14 protein-coding genes are annotated in these 16,433 nt (G+C 52.1%); 10 read left to right on the top strand and 4 right to left on the bottom strand.

All coding sequences use genetic code 11. The features are described from left to right. Nucleotides 1-285: 285 nt before the first annotated feature. The gene (locus tag EI42_RS33085; protein ID WP_111319182.1) at nucleotides 286-1,563 is read left to right on the top strand and encodes a DedA family protein; all 1,278 of its coding nucleotides are present in this window, start codon (nucleotides 286-288) and stop codon (nucleotides 1,561-1,563) included. A gap of 153 nt (nucleotides 1,564-1,716) precedes the next feature. Here EI42_RS33085 and EI42_RS04400 read toward each other — a convergent pair whose 3' ends face one another. Genes EI42_RS04400 through EI42_RS04410 form a run of 3 tightly spaced genes read right to left on the bottom strand, consistent with a single transcriptional unit; the run spans nucleotide 1,717 to nucleotide 4,883 of the window. Further along, nucleotides 1,717-2,586, bottom strand: a complete 870-nt coding sequence (locus EI42_RS04400; protein ID WP_111319184.1) for a carbohydrate ABC transporter permease — start codon at nucleotides 2,584-2,586, stop codon at nucleotides 1,717-1,719. A gap of 20 nt (nucleotides 2,587-2,606) precedes the next feature. Further along, nucleotides 2,607-3,548 carry a carbohydrate ABC transporter permease gene (locus tag EI42_RS04405; RefSeq protein ID WP_246046320.1) on the bottom strand — a complete coding sequence of 314 codons (942 nt, stop codon included), beginning with the start codon at nucleotides 3,546-3,548 and terminating at the stop codon, nucleotides 2,607-2,609. A gap of 60 nt (nucleotides 3,549-3,608) precedes the next feature. Then, nucleotides 3,609-4,883 carry an ABC transporter substrate-binding protein gene (locus EI42_RS04410; RefSeq protein WP_211326011.1) on the bottom strand — a complete coding sequence of 425 codons (1,275 nt, stop codon included), beginning with the start codon at nucleotides 4,881-4,883 and terminating at the stop codon, nucleotides 3,609-3,611. Between the two features lie 424 nt (nucleotides 4,884-5,307). Here EI42_RS04410 and EI42_RS04415 point away from each other — a divergent pair, with 424 nt between their 5' ends. The 4 genes from EI42_RS04415 (at nucleotide 5,308) to EI42_RS04430 (ending at nucleotide 7,874) form a co-directional block, all read left to right on the top strand. Beyond that, nucleotides 5,308-5,883 carry an HD domain-containing protein gene (locus EI42_RS04415; protein ID WP_111319186.1) on the top strand — a complete coding sequence of 192 codons (576 nt, stop codon included), beginning with the start codon at nucleotides 5,308-5,310 and terminating at the stop codon, nucleotides 5,881-5,883. Nucleotides 5,884-5,905: 22 nt separating this feature from the next. Then, entirely contained in the window at nucleotides 5,906-6,319 is a 414-nt protein-coding gene (locus EI42_RS04420; RefSeq protein WP_111319188.1) for a hypothetical protein, read from the top strand. A gap of 9 nt (nucleotides 6,320-6,328) precedes the next feature. Further along, nucleotides 6,329-6,889, top strand: coding sequence for a CRISPR-associated protein Cas4 (gene cas4 / locus EI42_RS04425; protein ID WP_111319190.1), 561 nt, complete (start codon nucleotides 6,329-6,331; stop codon nucleotides 6,887-6,889). 148 nt (nucleotides 6,890-7,037) lie between these two features. Then, nucleotides 7,038-7,874, top strand: coding sequence for a GNAT family N-acetyltransferase (locus tag EI42_RS04430; RefSeq protein WP_111319192.1), 837 nt, complete (start codon nucleotides 7,038-7,040; stop codon nucleotides 7,872-7,874). Here the strand turns inward: EI42_RS04430 and EI42_RS04435 are convergent. Next, nucleotides 7,789-8,754 carry a helix-turn-helix transcriptional regulator gene (locus EI42_RS04435; RefSeq protein WP_111319194.1) on the bottom strand — a complete coding sequence of 322 codons (966 nt, stop codon included), beginning with the start codon at nucleotides 8,752-8,754 and terminating at the stop codon, nucleotides 7,789-7,791. The genes EI42_RS04430 and EI42_RS04435 overlap by 86 nt on opposite strands. A gap of 218 nt (nucleotides 8,755-8,972) precedes the next feature. Between EI42_RS04435 and EI42_RS04440 the strand changes: the two genes are divergently transcribed. The 5 genes from EI42_RS04440 (at nucleotide 8,973) to secA (ending at nucleotide 16,149) form a co-directional block, all read left to right on the top strand. Beyond that, nucleotides 8,973-9,506, top strand: a complete 534-nt coding sequence (locus tag EI42_RS04440; protein WP_170142343.1) for a cysteine hydrolase family protein — start codon at nucleotides 8,973-8,975, stop codon at nucleotides 9,504-9,506. A gap of 62 nt (nucleotides 9,507-9,568) precedes the next feature. After that, nucleotides 9,569-10,063, top strand: coding sequence for a ClbS/DfsB family four-helix bundle protein (locus EI42_RS04445; protein ID WP_170142344.1), 495 nt, complete (start codon nucleotides 9,569-9,571; stop codon nucleotides 10,061-10,063). Between the two features lie 30 nt (nucleotides 10,064-10,093). Then, on the top strand, nucleotides 10,094-11,278 hold the full coding sequence (locus EI42_RS04450) for a DNA glycosylase AlkZ-like family protein (protein ID WP_111319200.1): 1,185 nt from the start codon (nucleotides 10,094-10,096) through the stop codon (nucleotides 11,276-11,278). 203 nt (nucleotides 11,279-11,481) lie between these two features. Continuing rightward, the gene (gene fgd, locus EI42_RS04455) at nucleotides 11,482-12,495 is read left to right on the top strand and encodes a glucose-6-phosphate dehydrogenase (coenzyme-F420) (protein WP_111319202.1); all 1,014 of its coding nucleotides are present in this window, start codon (nucleotides 11,482-11,484) and stop codon (nucleotides 12,493-12,495) included. 243 nt (nucleotides 12,496-12,738) lie between these two features. Next, the gene (secA, locus tag EI42_RS04460) at nucleotides 12,739-16,149 is read left to right on the top strand and encodes a preprotein translocase subunit SecA (RefSeq protein ID WP_111319204.1); all 3,411 of its coding nucleotides are present in this window, start codon (nucleotides 12,739-12,741) and stop codon (nucleotides 16,147-16,149) included. Nucleotides 16,150-16,433 lie beyond the last annotated feature (284 nt).

Consider the following 16,433-nt stretch of genomic DNA (forward strand, 5'->3'; position numbering starts at 1 on the left):
TTCATTCCTGCAATGCCTCTCTTCTCCCCCACTCATAGAGCTATCCCTAACCTTTATAGCTATCTATGCTCTCGATTCATCTAGATTTAAGATAATCTATGGTACAATTTTCGAGAAAGCACCGGAGAATAATGGTATTTTTACCATCTTTCCCATGAGAAACAACTTATCTGAGTTTGCATCGTCTATAAAATAAAAAAAACTATGCCTTTTTACACTCAATCGCCTTGAACATACACACGTTTCAGCTTAAAGCCCTGACAAAGTGAAAGGATAACTCACTTCATGAGCCAGATCATTGATAGCCTCGTTAAAACATTTGAGGCCCTCGGGTACCCCGGTATAGGCATACTTATGTTTCTGGAGGTGCTCTTTCCACCCATCCCCTCAGAAGTCATCATGCCGTGGGGAGGATCTATCGCCAAGAATCCCCTGGATGCCGTCTTTGTTGCCTTAGCGGGAACAATTGGCTCAATGGCCGGTGCCATTGTCTTCTACTATCTGGGGAAATTCGTCGGTACCGCGCGACTCGTGAAGTTTGCTAATAAATACGGTCGCTGGCTTACTGTCTCCGGGAAGGATATTCGCAAAGCGGATGCCTGGTTCGACAAATATGGCATCTGGGTCGTCTTCTTCTGTCGCTTCATTCCCGGTATTCGCTCTCTGGTCTCACTCCCGGCAGGCGTTGCTGAAGTAAAAATCGTCCCATTTCTGCTCCTGACCCTGCTTGGCACATCTCTCTGGAATATCGGTCTGACTTTTGGCGGCTACGCCCTCAAAGAAAACTACACCCAGATTGACCACATCATGGGAGGATGGGGCAAATACATCCTCGGTGGCTGTGTGGCTATTCTTGCAATTATCTATATCTGGCGTCTCGTTTTGCAGATGCGTGAGAAGCCGGAACCCGAGGAAACCGAGGCACAGGTTACCGCACAGAACTGGTCCCCTGAAGTTCCCGGCACAGAGCAGCCCGCATGGAATGCACAACAGCCTCAGCAGCAGCCCACATGGGGTCAGCAACAACCTCAGCAACAACAACCCGCATGGGGACAACCACAGCAGCAATCTGCATGGGGTCAGGCGGCGTTCTCAGGCGCACCGCAGGGCTCCTCACCAGATGTCACAGTGGTACGCCATTCCACACCGCAACAACCTGCATGGGGTCAACAAGCGCAACCTGCATGGAATGCACAACAGCCTCAGCAGCCCGCATGGGGTCAGCAACCGGTATGGGGACAACCGCAACAGCAGAACGCCGATCCTGATGCGACAGTGATTCGCCGTCCGGGACCTCCTTTCCAGCCACAGTCGGGAGCACCTGTACAACAGCAAGGCAGCATGCCGCAGGTCCAACCACAACAGCAGGGCTTTATGCCGCAGGTCCAACCACAACAGCAAGGCTTTATGCCACACGTGCCGTCAATGCCGGGCATAGGCAATTCGCCCTTTACGCCTCAGCAGCAACAGCCCGCCGCAAACGGGAATGAGGCTACGGTTGTACAGCGTCCCTGGACAGCGCCACAACAGGGACAACAACAAAACCCCTGGAAACCCCTCTAGCCATAAGCCAGATAAGACAGACAGAGAGAGCGAGCCACCCTTTTCACCGGGTGACTCGCTCTTCTCTCTAGTGTGCGCTCGTTATTTCATCTTCATTTTCAGATCCATTGTCAGGACGCATGCCTCTTGCACCCGACAACAGTGACTATCGCTCTAGAACTTCAGCGCGCCGGCTGAAATATTGGCGATAAACTGTCGTGCTCCCAGGAAGAAGATAATAATGAGCGGAATCGTTGACATCAACGTTCCGGCCATGATCATGCTGTAGTCAGTGTCATACACCCCCTTCAGTGAGGTCAGCGAGACCTGTAAGGTGTACATCCTGGGATCATTCAAGACAATCAACGGCCAGAGATAGTCATTCCAGGAGGTAATAAAGGTCAGAATGCCAAAGAAGCCAAGCGCCGGGCGCAACGCTGGCAACGCGACGTGCCAGTAGATCCGCAAATGGCCGCACCCATCGAGACGGGCCGCGTCAATCAGCTCATTTGGAATCGCCGAGAGGGCATACTGACGCATCCAGAAGATCCCAAAGGCGGTCGCCATTCCCGGTATAATTAACGGGAGAAATGTGCCAATCCAGCCAAGATTTGCCATGATCACAAACGAGGCCACAGTTGAACCGGCAGTTGGAATAAGCATTGTGCCCAGGAGCAAGGCAAACAGCACATTCCTCCCCGGGAATTCAAATTTCGCGAAGGTAAATCCTGCAATTGAGCAGAAGAACAACGCCAGAACAGTACATACAAGAGAAACAATCAGCGAGTTCGCAAAGCTCTGAAAGAAATCCATATTCGTCAGGACATTCGTCACATTGGTCCAGAGATTACCACCCGGGATCACTTTTGGCGGTACCCTGTAGATATCGCTGGTGGTGTTGGTCGACATGACGAAGACCCAATAGAACGGGAACACAGAAGCAATCAGTCCAAGCAAGAGCAAACCTTCAACCAGAATGGTCTTGACCCAGTAGCCGGGACCCTTTGCGCTCAAATGGTTTTGTTGCGGTGCTACGCCTATCATCTTTCGGACTCCTTTCCTTTTTACCGATCGCCCCGGTTGACCACTTTCCAGTTAATAAAGGTGAACACCAGCAGGATCAAGAAGATCAGCCAGCTCACCGCGGCACCATAGCCATAGCGGAAGCTCACAAATGCCTGGCCATACTGATAGAGCGACATCGTCAGGCCCTCAGCCGCCGGACCGCCACCGTTGCCCAGCATAACCTGAGGCTCAGTGAAGAGGGTCATACCGCCAATTGTCGAGGAGATCACTGTAAAAAGAATGACCGGGCGTAGCAGTGGAAGCGTAATATGAAAGAAGATGTCTTTCGTACTTGCACCGTCAATGCGGGCTGCCTCATACAGCTCCGTTGGAATGCTTTGCAAACCGGCCATATAGATCAGGGCGTTATAGCCAGTCCAGCGCCAGATGACCATGATCGCAATTGACCATTTTATCCCCCAGGGATCAGAAAGCCATTCTATCCCGGGCAAATGAATGGCGCGTAGTATCACATTAATCAGGCCATACTCTGACCCATAGAAGGAGTTAAAGATCAGGGTAATCGCCACAATCGAGGTCACGTAAGGCAGGAAGAACGCTACCTGATAAAGAAACTTCGATTTTTTCCGCTGGTTCAGCAGGAAGGCCATCAGCAATGCCAGAAAGAGCATCGGTATTGTGGACATGAACCAGATCAGAAAGGTGTTGATGATTGACTTGCCGAACTTGGGATCGGTTAAGGCAAAGATAAAGTTATTCAGCCCGATAAACTTCATCTCGCCGATACCATCCCATTTCTGGAACGACAGGTACAGGGTGAACAGTGATGGTAGAAGGCCAAATACCAGGTACAGGATGAAAAAGGGTGCCACAGATAGGTACATCGGAATATAGCGCTTAAAGTTCTTCCGTGCAGTTGTAGCACCCGCGCTACTCTTGCTCCCACTCATCGTTGTCGCAACCGGACTCAAGCTGCCCATAACTAGCTACTCCTTTTGCGTCTACAATGACGCGTCCTTCAAGTCTCCTGTTTGGAATCGTTACCGCAACAAAACTCTCCGTGCTTCGTTCTGTGCATCTTGCCAGGCCTGTTCGGGATTCTTTCCCTGAAGCTCAATCAGCGTGAGCTGATCGGTAATCGCGGTGCTCACCACACTATCATCAGGGGCAGAATAGCTATTAGGCACATTTACAGCAGCCGCACTAAAAATCTCAGTCGTGCGCTGACCGCCAAAGAATGGCTCAGGCTGAGCAAGCTCGGGTGATTTCAGGGCATCGAGTGCTGAGGGAAAGAGCTGCATGGTTTTGTACGCGGTTAACTGGTTCTGGGGAGATTGGAGCCACTTGATTACTTCAAACGCCTCTTTCGGGTGCTGGCAATATTTGGTGATCGTCAGGAAAGAGCCGCCATTGTTTCCATCACCACCGGGGGCGCGAGCAATACGCCATTTTCCTTTTGTATCGGGCGCGGCATCTGCCAGGATCTGTTTCTCCCAGACAGCGTGAACAAAAGCGCCAATACGCCCGTTGTTCGCGGCCTTGTTCCACTCACTGCTGACAATTTTGCCATCAATGCCCATCTGATACGCCTTCACGGCAAGGTCCCAATTCCGTTTCACATGCTCCTGATCGCCGATATAGTTTCCGTCCCGATCGAAGTAGAGCTTCGGGCTTTGTGACATGAGCTGCGTATACAGGTTGGTCAGGCTGTCCACCACGTAGACCTGTCCGTTCGTTGCCTGCTTGAGCTTCTGGCCCAGTGCGAAGTAATCGTCCCAGGTCTTGATCTGTGCAGAGACTTCTTCAGGATCGCTTGGAAGACCAGCTTTCTCAAAGAGATCTGCCCGGTAGAAGAGGGCCGTCGGGCCTGTATCCATCGGAATAGCGATCTGACGATTCTTCGGAGTCAGACCGTAATTCCATTTCCATTCAAGGTACTGCGACTTGATCTCTTTCGCGCCCAGAGTATTGAGATCATAAAACTGATCTTCGTCCGGGAAATAGATGGAGATGTTGGAGTTAATTGCCAGAATATCGGGGACCCCATTATGAGCCGCCATTGTGGTACGCACCTTTGCGTCATAATCTGACATCTTCTGTGGTTCCAGGACCACATTCGGAAAAACCTTGTTCACCTGTGCAAGCAGGTTATCATCAATGGAGCGGTTCCAGTACCAGAGTTTCAGATGTATCTTCCCATCTCCGCTCGCATTGGCATTCAGCCCACACCCTGCCAGACTCAGCAACACTGCCATAAGCAACAGGATACAGGCCAGGTTACGCATCCTCCCCGATGCAGAAAAGGTCCGTTCCATAATTCCTCCTGTTGGATAATCTTGAGCGCACATCAGGAGAAAACGTTTCCACCAAAGAATACAAACAAAGAGGCAATTCGTATCCCTGGAAGAAAGCTCTAAAAGTTAGATAATTTATAACACATAAAATGAAAAAAAATCAATACTAAAACAAGCAGTCTTTTTTTTCATCGCAATCCAAGTGTAACCGGTTCAGGATAGACAGAGATCACATCTAGAACAGAGAAGATGCAGGCTCTGTCAATGTAGTATTTCTAGAAATGAAGTAACTATCATAAATAACGGATGGCGAAAGCGGACTTCTGGCCCCTTTTTCCGATTGCCCCAACAGCGGGAGGATGCAGAACCATCGGGATGTAGTATAATAGCTTCAATAAAACCGGAAAGACATCATTTTATTTTCTGCTAATTGTAGAGGTTTCCTATGCCAACACGAGAAGATGCCTATCGACTGATGACCAGTCATGTCAAAAACGTGAACCTGCAAAAACATATGCTCTCTGTTGAAGCTGCAATGCGCTTCTATGCCCGGAAATACGGGGAGGACGAGGAACTGTGGGGAATTGCAGGTCTCCTGCATGATTGCGACTATGAAGAATACCCCGATTTAGAGCGCCATACGCAGGTGGCCGCCCACTGGCTGCGCGAAGAAGGATATGACGAGCGCATTATCTATGCGATTCTGGCGCATAACGACCTCAATCAAGAGACCAATCCTCGCAATGACCTGCTCTCACGTGCGCTGTTTGCCTGTGATGAGATCACCGGCATGATTACAGCCACTGCCCTTGTGCGTCCGAATAAAAGCGTGATCGGGCTGGAAGTCTCTTCTGTGCGGAAAAAGATGAAGTCGAAAGGCTTTGCCGCCGGGGTTAACCGTGAAGATCTGGTACGAGGGGCAGAAGAACTGGGTATTCCGCTTGAAGAGCATATCGCGAATGTTATTCAGGCCATGAGTGAGGTTGCAGATCAGCTCGGCTTGCGAGGCACTGCCGCCTAGAGAGGCACTGACGGGATGCGCTATGATTGATAACATCGACAATACGCCTCGTCCACCTCAATCACAGCGACTGTTTACCGCCAGCGAGATTGCGCAGTTCGAGTACTGCCCTCTCTCCTGGTGGTACGAGCACTTCGGCCCCACAGCCCGGGCCGATACAGAAGAGCTTTTTGCCCGTCTGGTCGAGCTTGAGCACGAATACGGCTCGCAGGCTCCATCCCTTCCTGAGTATCAGGTGATCGAGCAACTGCTCCTTCGCCAGAATGCCTTCAATGAGGGTATCCACCAGCATATCAACTATGATCATGGCCCTCAACGTGGTCTAAAAGCGCACTCATCATCAAATGATCTGTTGCACAGATTGACACTGATTGCACTCTGCATGCTTCTCATTGCCATCATCCTGATCGTAGCAGGTCTCTTTTTGGGACGATAAAGAGGGCTTATGGGTTCATTATCGATCGCTTTTGGCCTTGTTCTGCTTATTACATCGGTTGCCCTGCTCCTCCTGCTGAGGAACGAGCGGCAGCACCAGCAACAGCGTCGGGAGACCGCCTACTATCAGGCGTTACGCTTGCCAGAAGGAACATTGGTCTATAAAGATGCCGATGGCCAGGGAACAACGCTCAGTTCCAGCGCATACCCGCTTATCGGCAAGCCTGACTATGTGATTCAGCAACGGGATGGTCGCCTCATGCCGCTTGAACTCAAGCTTTCTACCAAAGGGGCGACACAACCGTATAGCAACCATGTCATCCAGGTAGCGGCGTACTGCTTGATCCTGGAAGACTACGCGAATGAAGCGCCAACACATGGCATACTTCGCTATGCCGACCGAGATTTTACGGTCGAGTATACACCTGCGCTGCGCAAAAAAGTGCTTCGACAACTCAGAGCAATGAGTACCTGCGATGAAAAGGAACAGCCTGTTCTGAAAACCCAGAATGCACGGAAATGCCAGGCTTGTCCCTTTCGAGCAATCTGTCCGATTGGGCAGGAAAAATAAAGTGCCCTCGCGAAAAATTCGAGTACCCATTCTATAGAAAAGCTTTTCTATATATACACTATTTCTATTGTCTTAGAAGAACCTATCTCCTTCTTTTCTGGAATTCCCCTCAAGAGGAGAAGACAGCTCTGTTGAAAGGAAGAAAAGCATGCACCATCTTGCGGATATTGTCTGGCGAACCGAATGGCACATCGCGACAGCAGGCAATCATATCCTTGAGCTTCCGGCGGGTCAGCTTACCTATAATTGCGCCTGGCACGACCAGCACAGCTCTCATCAGCTCTGGATACAACAGCCCGGTCAGGCACTCAGAGACCTCTCACTTCCCTGCCTCCACCCCTTCGAGCTGATCGTACTGGCTCCGGGTGAATGGGCCGACTTCTTTCCAGAGCCTCAACCGCCAACCGTTCGCATGCAGCATGAATGGGGGATGTGGCTGCCAGCTTCCGCCTTTCCTGACATCCATTCCCTGCGTCTGGGGCTCACTCCAGCCCAAAACGAAGCCGATTGGGCAACCATGTTCGCCTATCGCTTCCAGGGAGAGCAAGCGTTCGGCATCACCGATTCTCGCACCATTCGACGCATGATCGAGCATATTCGCTGGCGCCAGCGCCATCTAGAAAGCGCCTGGTATCTTGCGCACGCTGAAGGGGCCATCGTTGGAGGCATCGGTCTGGTATGCTGCAATACGCCCTATGGCAAAGTTGGAAGGCTACAAGATGTCAATATCATCCCGGCCTATCAGGGAAAAGGGTTCGGCAATGAGCTCCTGCACGCCATCTGTCAGCTTGCCACTACAGCAGGACTACAGGGACTATGCCTGCGAGCCGATGCAGCCGATTGGCCTAAAAACTGGTATGCACGATATGGTTTCGAGCATGTCGCGACCTGGACACGCTTTAAAGGGTTCTCTCGGCCTGCATTTTCAGCACATCAGCCAGACGCTTCAATTCCTCTCGTAACTCCGCCGGCTGACGAACATTGATCGGGAAAGGCCACCCCGCCACGATCTGCGCCATCCAATCCAGTTCATTGACATAGCAGCGAAAGCTTACCATCCGCTCATGGTCCGGAACAGGTTCCAGGACTGCCAGTGCAGGTGAGACATAGCGCTGCGCTTCCTCCAGCGAGGTTTCAAGCCAGAGCTCAATGAACCAGCGAGCAGGCGTCATTGGCAGTGATTTCACCACGAACTCCAGACAATCAAAGTTCTCTGGCCGGGTAAAGGTCCCGTCTCGTAGCTCAGCCATTTCCACACGATCCAGTCTGAAATTACGCAGGTCCTTCCGCAAATGGCAATACCCGACCGTGTACCAGTACCCTGCCCGACACACAAGCCCATACGGATCAATCTCGCGTTCTGTCGCCTCCGCGTCATATGCGCCATAGCGTACCCAGACTCTACGGCGCAAACGCGCCCCTGCCGCCAGCGTAGCAATAATCGCACTTTGTGTTAGCGCCTGTACTTCCCGCACATCGACACTGAGCACCTCTTTGAGTCCCTGCACCTGATCACTCAGGCCGCGCGGCAACACTCGTTCCAGCTTGGCAAGCGCTCCCTCCACAGCCGGAGCAGCATCAGCCATCCCCAGTTTACGGACCGTCAGCAAACCGAGCGTCAGGGCAAACGCTTCATCGTTAGTAAACATCAAGGGAGGCAGCTTAAAGCCCGGGCGCAGATAGTAGGCCCCATAGCGTCCCCGCCCACCTTCAACCGGGATCCCCATACTCTGCAACATCATGATATAGCGTCGCACCGTTCGGATATCGACCTCAAGGCGCTCCGCCAGTTCCGGTCCGCTGATCTTTGAGCGTGATTGCAGGAGTTCCAGCACAGTCAGGACACGTGTCGTCGGAAAATACATTCATTCTCCCCTCTCATCTAACTACTTCAGGCGGCTCCTGGTCATGGTGCGAACCGCCATCCTCAACGAGCGGAGGCCACGCAAGTGAAACAGTTCTCCGGTTTGAGAGCAGCAGACAGAACCGCCTTAAACAGGTCAAATTATAACCTGATATGCTGGTATACTCAAGATGAGAAGCAAAAAGAATGCTTCAGCAATTCGGTAAAGGAGTCCAGGCCATGAAGGATCACACCGCGCTTCTTATCATTGATATGCAGGTAGGCTTACTCGAAGGAGCCTATCAATCAGAACAGACCTTGAACACCATCCGCACACTGCTTGATAAAGCCCACGCGAAGCAGCTCCCGGTTCTCTATGTGCAACATGATGGCCCTGCTGGTGACCCGCTGGAGCCTGATACACCGGGCTGGCAGCTTCATCCAGCTATCGCGCCAGCACCAGAGGAGCCGGTTATCCGTAAACAGGCCTGCGATGCCTTCTATGAGACCGAGCTTGAGGCTGAGCTTCAGAAGCGCCACATTACCCACCTGATTGTCACTGGCGGTCAGACCGAGTATTGCGTTGATAGCACCACGCGAAGCGCGACCGCACATCACTATGACGTAACACTTGTCTCCGATGCACATACAACCTCTGATTCGTCATCGTTCTCAGCAGAACAGATCATTCGCCATCATAACGAGCTTTTAAACTGGTTTCAGACGGGCGAATATCGGGTCCGGGTCGTTCCAGCTCATGAAATCCAGTTCTAGCACAGGACATGGTATACTGGCATATATTACGATATACAATATATTACGAAGGAGTAAACATTATGCCTGCCGACCCAATTGCAAAAGCAGAATTGCTTAGAAAAATTCAGGAAGGGCATGACGCCCTTAAAACCTTCCTTGCTCAGTTCGATGAGCAGCAATTACAGGAACCAGGAGTCAATGGTGAATGGTCAATCAAAGATAACATTGCACATTTGAGCGCCTGGCATAAACGCCTGATAGACGATCTAGCAGCGGCGCGGGCGGGTATCACTCCGGAGGATCGTGACCAGGGACTCGACATTGATGGGATCAATGAACGCATCTTTCAGGAGAACAGACACCGTTCTCTGGCTGATGTGCAGCAAGAGCTTGAGGATACCTATGCTCAGACAGTGCAGAGTGTTGAGCAGACGCCCGAAGAGATGTTAAATCGGCCTCCATGCTGGACTGACAAATATCTTCTCTGGGAACTCGTAGACGGAAACACATTCAGCCACTATCAGGAGCATACCGAATACATTCAAAACTGGTTGCAACGCAAGGCAGCCCAATAACTCTTCAATAATATCGCAGGAAACCAGCCTATGACTGTTCATCTCTCTCTACCACAGGCTCGCCAATTTCTGGCGAGCTACCATTTTCAGCCGACAACGTTGCCAGCGATCTTTGAGCAACTGGGCACTGTACAATATGATCCATTGAACCCGGTTGGACGCAATCCGGACCTTGTCTTTCAGGCGCGTATTCCCGGCTATCAGGTGGATGACTGGCAAACAGCGGCCTATCAGGATCGCTTGATCTACGATGCCTGGGATAAACAGGCCTGCCTTGTTCCTGTTAGCGATTGGCCCTTGCGCGCAATTATCCGTGCCCATCACCGCCCTTACCACGATCGTGAGATTCTGGGGCTGCATCCCGATCTACCACGTACCATCATGGCAGCAATTGATTCCCGTGGGCCGCTCTCCTCGCTTGAATTTGAGGAAAGGGCACGCTATGGAGAAAGGAACTCCTGGTACGGTATCACCCAGATCAATCGTGCCCTACGAGCCATGTGGGTCTGCGGCGAGTTGCTTACCCATCATCGCAAAAATGGCCGCCACTATTATGATAGACCGGAGCGCGTCATTCCTGCCAAACATTTCGCGCAGCCTCTCCTGGCCGACCATGACGCCTACCTTCGCTGGATCGTAGCGCGTCGCATTCAGGCTGTTGGTCTCCTGCGTCTGGCAGCCGATCCGGCTATCTGGAGCGTGTGCGGCAAAGCCGAGGGTCGCAAGCGTGTTATTGCCGAGTTGCTCGAAGAGGGAACCATCACGCAGGTCACAATCGAAACGCTCAAGACGCCGTACTATATCCCGACAAGCGCCCTGCCGCTGCTTGATACCACCTCCATACCAGCCGACCGCATGCGGATTCTTGGTCCACTGGACAATCTACTCTGGGATCGCAAAAACCTGCAACAGCTTTTCAACTTCTCGTATATCTGGGAAGTCTACAAACCAGCCTCACAACGCCGTTGGGGCTATTATGTCCTACCTGTCTTCTATAAGAACCGCTTTATCGCCCGACTTGATTCGCGGCTGGAAAAAGGTATCTGGACCATCTCTCAATGGTGGTGGGAAGACGACGTAACCCCCGACGCAGATATGCTTACCGACCTCACGCAGATGGCGCGGGCATTCCTCCATTATCTCCGCGCGGATGGAATCCAGATCCCCGACCATCTGGACCATGCAACAAAGGTTGCCCTTCTTGCAGCGGGCTAAAATAGAATAGAGATCCAATAGTAGAGAATAACGAGAGTATACAGTTCATCTTGACAAAAGCTCCCAAATATTCCGTAAATAAAGGGAGCAACTTTCGTTTCCTTAGGTACACTAAAAAGAATATTCACCTTCGGCCAGAGTGACGAGCGGTCGAAGGTGTTTTTCCCCTTTTATTGGGATAAGCATTGGAGGAATCACAAAAAATGGCACGCTTTCCATTAAAGCTTGGATATAAAGCATCAGCCGAACAATTTGGCCCTCAACATCTGCTTGATCTGGCAATTGAAGCAGAGAACAATGGTTTTGATAGCGTCTGGATCAGCGACCACTTCCAGCCGTGGCGTCACACCGACGGACATGCCCCGTTCGCACCTTCCTGGATGGCCGCTGTTGGCCAGCGCACAAAGCGGATTGTGCTTGGCACCAGCGTTTTAACGCCAACTTTTCGGTATCAACCAGCGGTGGTAGCGCAGGCGTTTGGCACGCTTGGAGTGCTGACCCCCGGTCGTATCATCCTGGGCGTAGGATCAGGTGAAGCGCTCAATGAGATCGCTGTTGCCAATATTGAATGGCCATCGGCGAAAGAACGTCTTGCCCGTCTTGGAGAGTCGGTAGAACTTATTCGCCGCCTCTGGACTGAAGATCTGGTCACATTTGACGGCAAGTATTACCATACACGCAATGCAACCATTTATGATAAGCCTTCACAGCCGATACCTATTTATATGGGTGCCGGGGGACCTGTTGCAGCAAAACTTGCGGGTCGTCTGGGAGATGGCTTCATCTGTACCTCAGGAAAGGGCGATGAGCTCTATCGGGATAAATTGATACCGGGATTAGACGCAGGCGCGAAAGCAGCCGGGAGAGATCCCGAGCAGATCGAGCGCATGATTGAGATAAAGGTTTCCTTCGATACCGACCGGGATCGCGCCCTGAAAGATACCCGTATCTGGGCCGCTCTGGCGCTGCCAGCAGAAGATAAAGTTGCGATTCATGATCCCCGGGAGATGGAGCGCAAAGCCGAAGAGGTTGCAGATCAGGCCCATCGTCGCTGGCTCGTTTCCAATGACCCAGAAGAACATATTGAGCAGATCCGCCCGTATATTGAGCTTGGTTTTACACATCTGGTCTTCCATGCTCCGGGCAATGATCAGTCGCGCTTCCTGAAACTCTATGCGAAAGAAATTTTGCCCAGATTACGTCAGCGCTGGGGCTAAACAGATCATAAATCGGGAGACGGAAGGATCACCCTTCCGCCTTCCCCCTCTTCCTCATTTCCCCGTTCAAGAATGCACCCATCATAGCGGTCATAAAGCCAAAGCAGAACAAAGAAAAACGTATGTGCTAAACTGAGCATCCGTGGTATAATAGGCACGAAATCCATTGCATCACCCGGAGTTTTCATTTCCAACACTATTACCAACAGCACCGATGCCGGTCAGTAGGAGAAAACAGACACTATGCAACTTCTAAGCAAACTACTGGGAGACCCCAATAAACGAGAAATAAAGAGTATTCAGCCTATCATTGATAAGATCAATGCCTTAGAACCGGAACTAAAAAAACTCTCTGATGAGGAACTGGCCGGAAAAACCGCTGAGTTCCGCTCACGGCTTTCTCTCCATCTCAAAGGCGGCCTGGTGCTGGAAGACGAGCTCGTACAGCTCTTCCGTGAGGCACTCGATAAAGTAGAGCCGCTTGCCAGGAAATGTACAGATGACCAACTCCGTGCGGCAATTACCGAGTACCGGCAGAAAATCGACCGCAAAAAAGATGCAGAAACTGAATTAAAAGATCACCTTCAGGATCTCCTTTCGGAAGGCTTTGAGGAGGCTTATACAAAACTCTCTCCTATCCTCAATGAGCTTCGCGTCAATGCTGCAATGGATCTTGCCGAAGAGCGTCAGGAATGGCCCGATGAGGCGTCAGACCCCAAAAAGACCACCTTCGCCCTGCTGACCGAAGTGGAACCACTGCTCAAAGATATTGATGAGGATGAGCGCAATGAAGCTTTCGAGACAGCCTGGTCGGCATACGAGAAAACGCGTTCCTCCGGTCAAATCACTGATGAGAATGCTGACCGCTACATGGAGCTGTTCTTCCTCACCATCCTCAATCACATGCAGGAAGAACTGATTGCGCTGAAGGCCGAAGAGATGGACGCACTGCTCCCGAACATGGTGAAGCGCTATCGTACAGGTGAGACGCTGGACGACCTGCTTCCCGAAGCCTTCGCGGTTGTCCGTGAGACTGGCCGCCGCGTGATTAATATGCGCCACTATGATGTGCAGCTCATCGGTGGCTACGTGCTCCATCAGGGCAAGATCGCCGAGATGCGAACCGGTGAAGGTAAGACGCTGGTCGCAACCGCTCCGGTCTATCTGAACGCGCTGACCGGAAAAGGAGTCCATGTCGTGACGGTCAACGACTACCTTGCACGGCGTGACGCCGAATGGATGGGCAACATTTATCGCTTCCTCGGCCTGACAGTCGGCATTCTGGTAAATGCGATTGAGCCGTACACACCAGAGCGTAAAGCAGCCTATCAGGCGGATATTACCTATGGCACCAACAACGAGTTTGGGTTCGATTATCTGCGTGATAATATGGCAACCTCGCTCGAGCAGACCGTACAGCGTGAACTCAACTTCGCAATTGTTGACGAGGTCGATAATATCCTGATCGACGAAGCACGTACGCCGTTGATCATCTCTGGCCCCGGCGAAGAGCCAACCGAGATGTATGCACAGTTCGCACGCTGGGCCCCACGCCTGAAAGAAGAGCTCGACTACACGGTTGATGAGAAACACCGCGCCGTCATGCTGACAGAAGCAGGCATTGACAAAATTGAGAAGATGGCCGGTATCGACAACATCTATGCTGAAGAGAACCTGGATATGACGCGCTATATGGAGAACGCGCTGAAAGCCGAGATTCTCTATAAGCGTGACCGTGACTATATTGTCAAAGATGGCGAAGTCGTGATCGTCGACGAGTTCACAGGCCGCCAGATGCCGGGACGCCGCTATAGCGAGGGCCTGCATCAGGCAATCGAGGCAAAGGAAGGCGTGAAGGTACAGCGTGAAAACCACACGCTCGCGACCATCACCTTTCAGAACTACTTCCGCCTGTATAACAAGCTGGCTGGTATGACCGGTACCGCTCTCACCGAGGCCGAAGAATTCCACAAGATCTACTCGCTGGACGTCATCGTCATCCCGACGAACAAGCCAATGATCCGCCGCGATATGCCAGACCTGATCTTCCGTAATCAGGAAGCCAAGTACCGCGCGATCGTCAACGAGATTAAAGAACGTCACGAGGCAGGTCAGCCTGTCCTGGTCGGTACAACCTCGGTCGAGATCTCCGAAATGCTCTCCGCCATGCTGGAACGCGAAGGGATTGAGCATAACGTCTTGAACGCCAAACACCACGAACGTGAGGCACATATTGTCGCTCAGGCCGGTCGGAGTGGTGCGGTTACGATCGCCACAAACATGGCCGGTCGTGGTACCGATATCCTGCTTGGCGGCAATCCAGAAGGATACTTTGATACGATCCTGCGCAAACACGCCGAATCGGTCAGCTTTATTCGCGACATGCCCACCCGCTCTGAAGAAGAGCGTGAGGAGAAGGAAGAGGCAATCCGCGATTATATCGCGAATATGAGCGAAGAGGAAAAGCAGGAGCTCTTTCAACAGAAGATCAAGGAGTGCGAGGAAGATCGCAAGCGGGTTATCGAGCTTGGCGGCCTTTATATCATTGGTACCGAACGCCACGAATCGCGCCGTATTGATAACCAGCTTCGTGGTCGTGCCGGACGTCAGGGTGACCCCGGCGAGTCGCGTTTCTTCCTGGCGCTGGATGATGAACTGATGCGCCGCTTCGCCGCCGATCGTGTCTCTGGCCTGATGGAAAAAGCCGGGATGGAAGATATTCCGCTGGAAAGCAAGATCTTCACCCGCTTTATCGAGAACGCACAGCGCCAGGTTGAAGGCTACAACTTTGACCTCCGTAAACATGTGGTGGAATATGACGACGTGATCGCACAGCAGCGTGCCGTCATCTATGCTGATCGCCGCACGATTCTCGAACATGGCGATATGCATGATCGTATCGTGCACATGATCGAAAACGAGGTCGCACAGCTCGTTGAGGCCCACATTCCAGGCCATGCCATCAGCGATGAAGAAGAGCTTGACAGCCTCTTTAAGGCGCTGGAGACCTGGGTCGAGCTTCCCGAAGAGATCGTTCCAGACAATATCCACGCGCTGCAAAAAGATAAGCTGAAAAAGGAGCTCATCGAGCTGGTGGTCAACCACTACGAGCAACGTGCCCAGGAGCTTCGCACGCAGGCAAAAGCACAGGGCCTGACGATTGACCCCATCCGCGAGCTTGAGCGTACCAACCTGCTGCGCATCGTTGATCGCCTGTGGATGGATCATATCGACGCGCTGGACCTGATGCGTGCGGGTATCGGCCTGCGCAGTGTCGGTCAGCGTGATCCTCTGGTCGAGTTTAAGAACGAGGCCTATATGATGTTTGAAGAGCTTAAACGAGCCATTCAACGTCATACCGTCGATAACCTGCTGAAGCTGCTGCGCAATGAGGTCACGATCCAGGTCAATCGACCGGAGCCGCCGCGCCGCATTCCGCGCAATGTACAGACAAACGCCGAGGCCATTGCTGAGGCCAGTGGTCAGGCCAAAAGCGACGAGACAAAGCAGCCCGTAAAAACACGCTCAAACAGCCACCGTCAGAACGGGCAGCGAACGCCTGCTCCAGCTGCACGTAGCCTGCCCAAAGTCGGGCGCAATGATCCCTGTCCCTGTGGCAGCGGAAAAAAATACAAGCGCTGTCACGGCGCATAAGCCAAAAGACAAGACGGGTTCCCACTGAATGAAGAGGGGAACCCGTCTTTTTCTTCGGCTAGCCCGTTTCCAGCTCAATCCCATGAAGAGGATAAACCCCTGCTTCCTACCACGATTGCATGAACGATGTTTTCCAGCTCATCACAGAGATGCAGTGCTTTGATCTCTCGCTCAACCTGTGGGTACAGCTCGCGCTCGCCTTGAGCTGACAAATGCACACTTGCGCTTTTTCACGTTGTCCCTGCCAGGTGCTGGTAAGTGGCTCCGAAACCCAACCAAAGGCC

Origin of the sequence: Thermosporothrix hazakensis (assembly GCF_003253565.1) — a bacterium.
GTDB lineage: Bacteria > Chloroflexota > Ktedonobacteria > Ktedonobacterales > Ktedonobacteraceae > Thermosporothrix > Thermosporothrix hazakensis.

Coding starts and splice junctions, on each gene's coding strand:
- EI42_RS33085 (WP_111319182.1), top strand. CDS start 286: ATGAGCCAGATCATTGATAGCCTCGTTAAAACATTTGAGGCCCTCGGG.
- EI42_RS04400 (WP_111319184.1), bottom strand. CDS start 2,586: ATGATAGGCGTAGCACCGCAACAAAACCATTTGAGCGCAAAGGGTCCC.
- EI42_RS04405 (WP_246046320.1), bottom strand. CDS start 3,548: ATGGGCAGCTTGAGTCCGGTTGCGACAACGATGAGTGGGAGCAAGAGT.
- EI42_RS04410 (WP_211326011.1), bottom strand. CDS start 4,883: ATGGAACGGACCTTTTCTGCATCGGGGAGGATGCGTAACCTGGCCTGT.
- EI42_RS04415 (WP_111319186.1), top strand. CDS start 5,308: ATGCCAACACGAGAAGATGCCTATCGACTGATGACCAGTCATGTCAAA.
- EI42_RS04420 (WP_111319188.1), top strand. CDS start 5,906: ATGATTGATAACATCGACAATACGCCTCGTCCACCTCAATCACAGCGA.
- cas4 (WP_111319190.1), top strand. CDS start 6,329: ATGGGTTCATTATCGATCGCTTTTGGCCTTGTTCTGCTTATTACATCG.
- EI42_RS04430 (WP_111319192.1), top strand. CDS start 7,038: ATGCACCATCTTGCGGATATTGTCTGGCGAACCGAATGGCACATCGCG.
- EI42_RS04435 (WP_111319194.1), bottom strand. CDS start 8,754: ATGTATTTTCCGACGACACGTGTCCTGACTGTGCTGGAACTCCTGCAA.
- EI42_RS04440 (WP_170142343.1), top strand. CDS start 8,973: ATGAAGGATCACACCGCGCTTCTTATCATTGATATGCAGGTAGGCTTA.
- EI42_RS04445 (WP_170142344.1), top strand. CDS start 9,569: ATGCCTGCCGACCCAATTGCAAAAGCAGAATTGCTTAGAAAAATTCAG.
- EI42_RS04450 (WP_111319200.1), top strand. CDS start 10,094: ATGACTGTTCATCTCTCTCTACCACAGGCTCGCCAATTTCTGGCGAGC.
- fgd (WP_111319202.1), top strand. CDS start 11,482: ATGGCACGCTTTCCATTAAAGCTTGGATATAAAGCATCAGCCGAACAA.
- secA (WP_111319204.1), top strand. CDS start 12,739: ATGCAACTTCTAAGCAAACTACTGGGAGACCCCAATAAACGAGAAATA.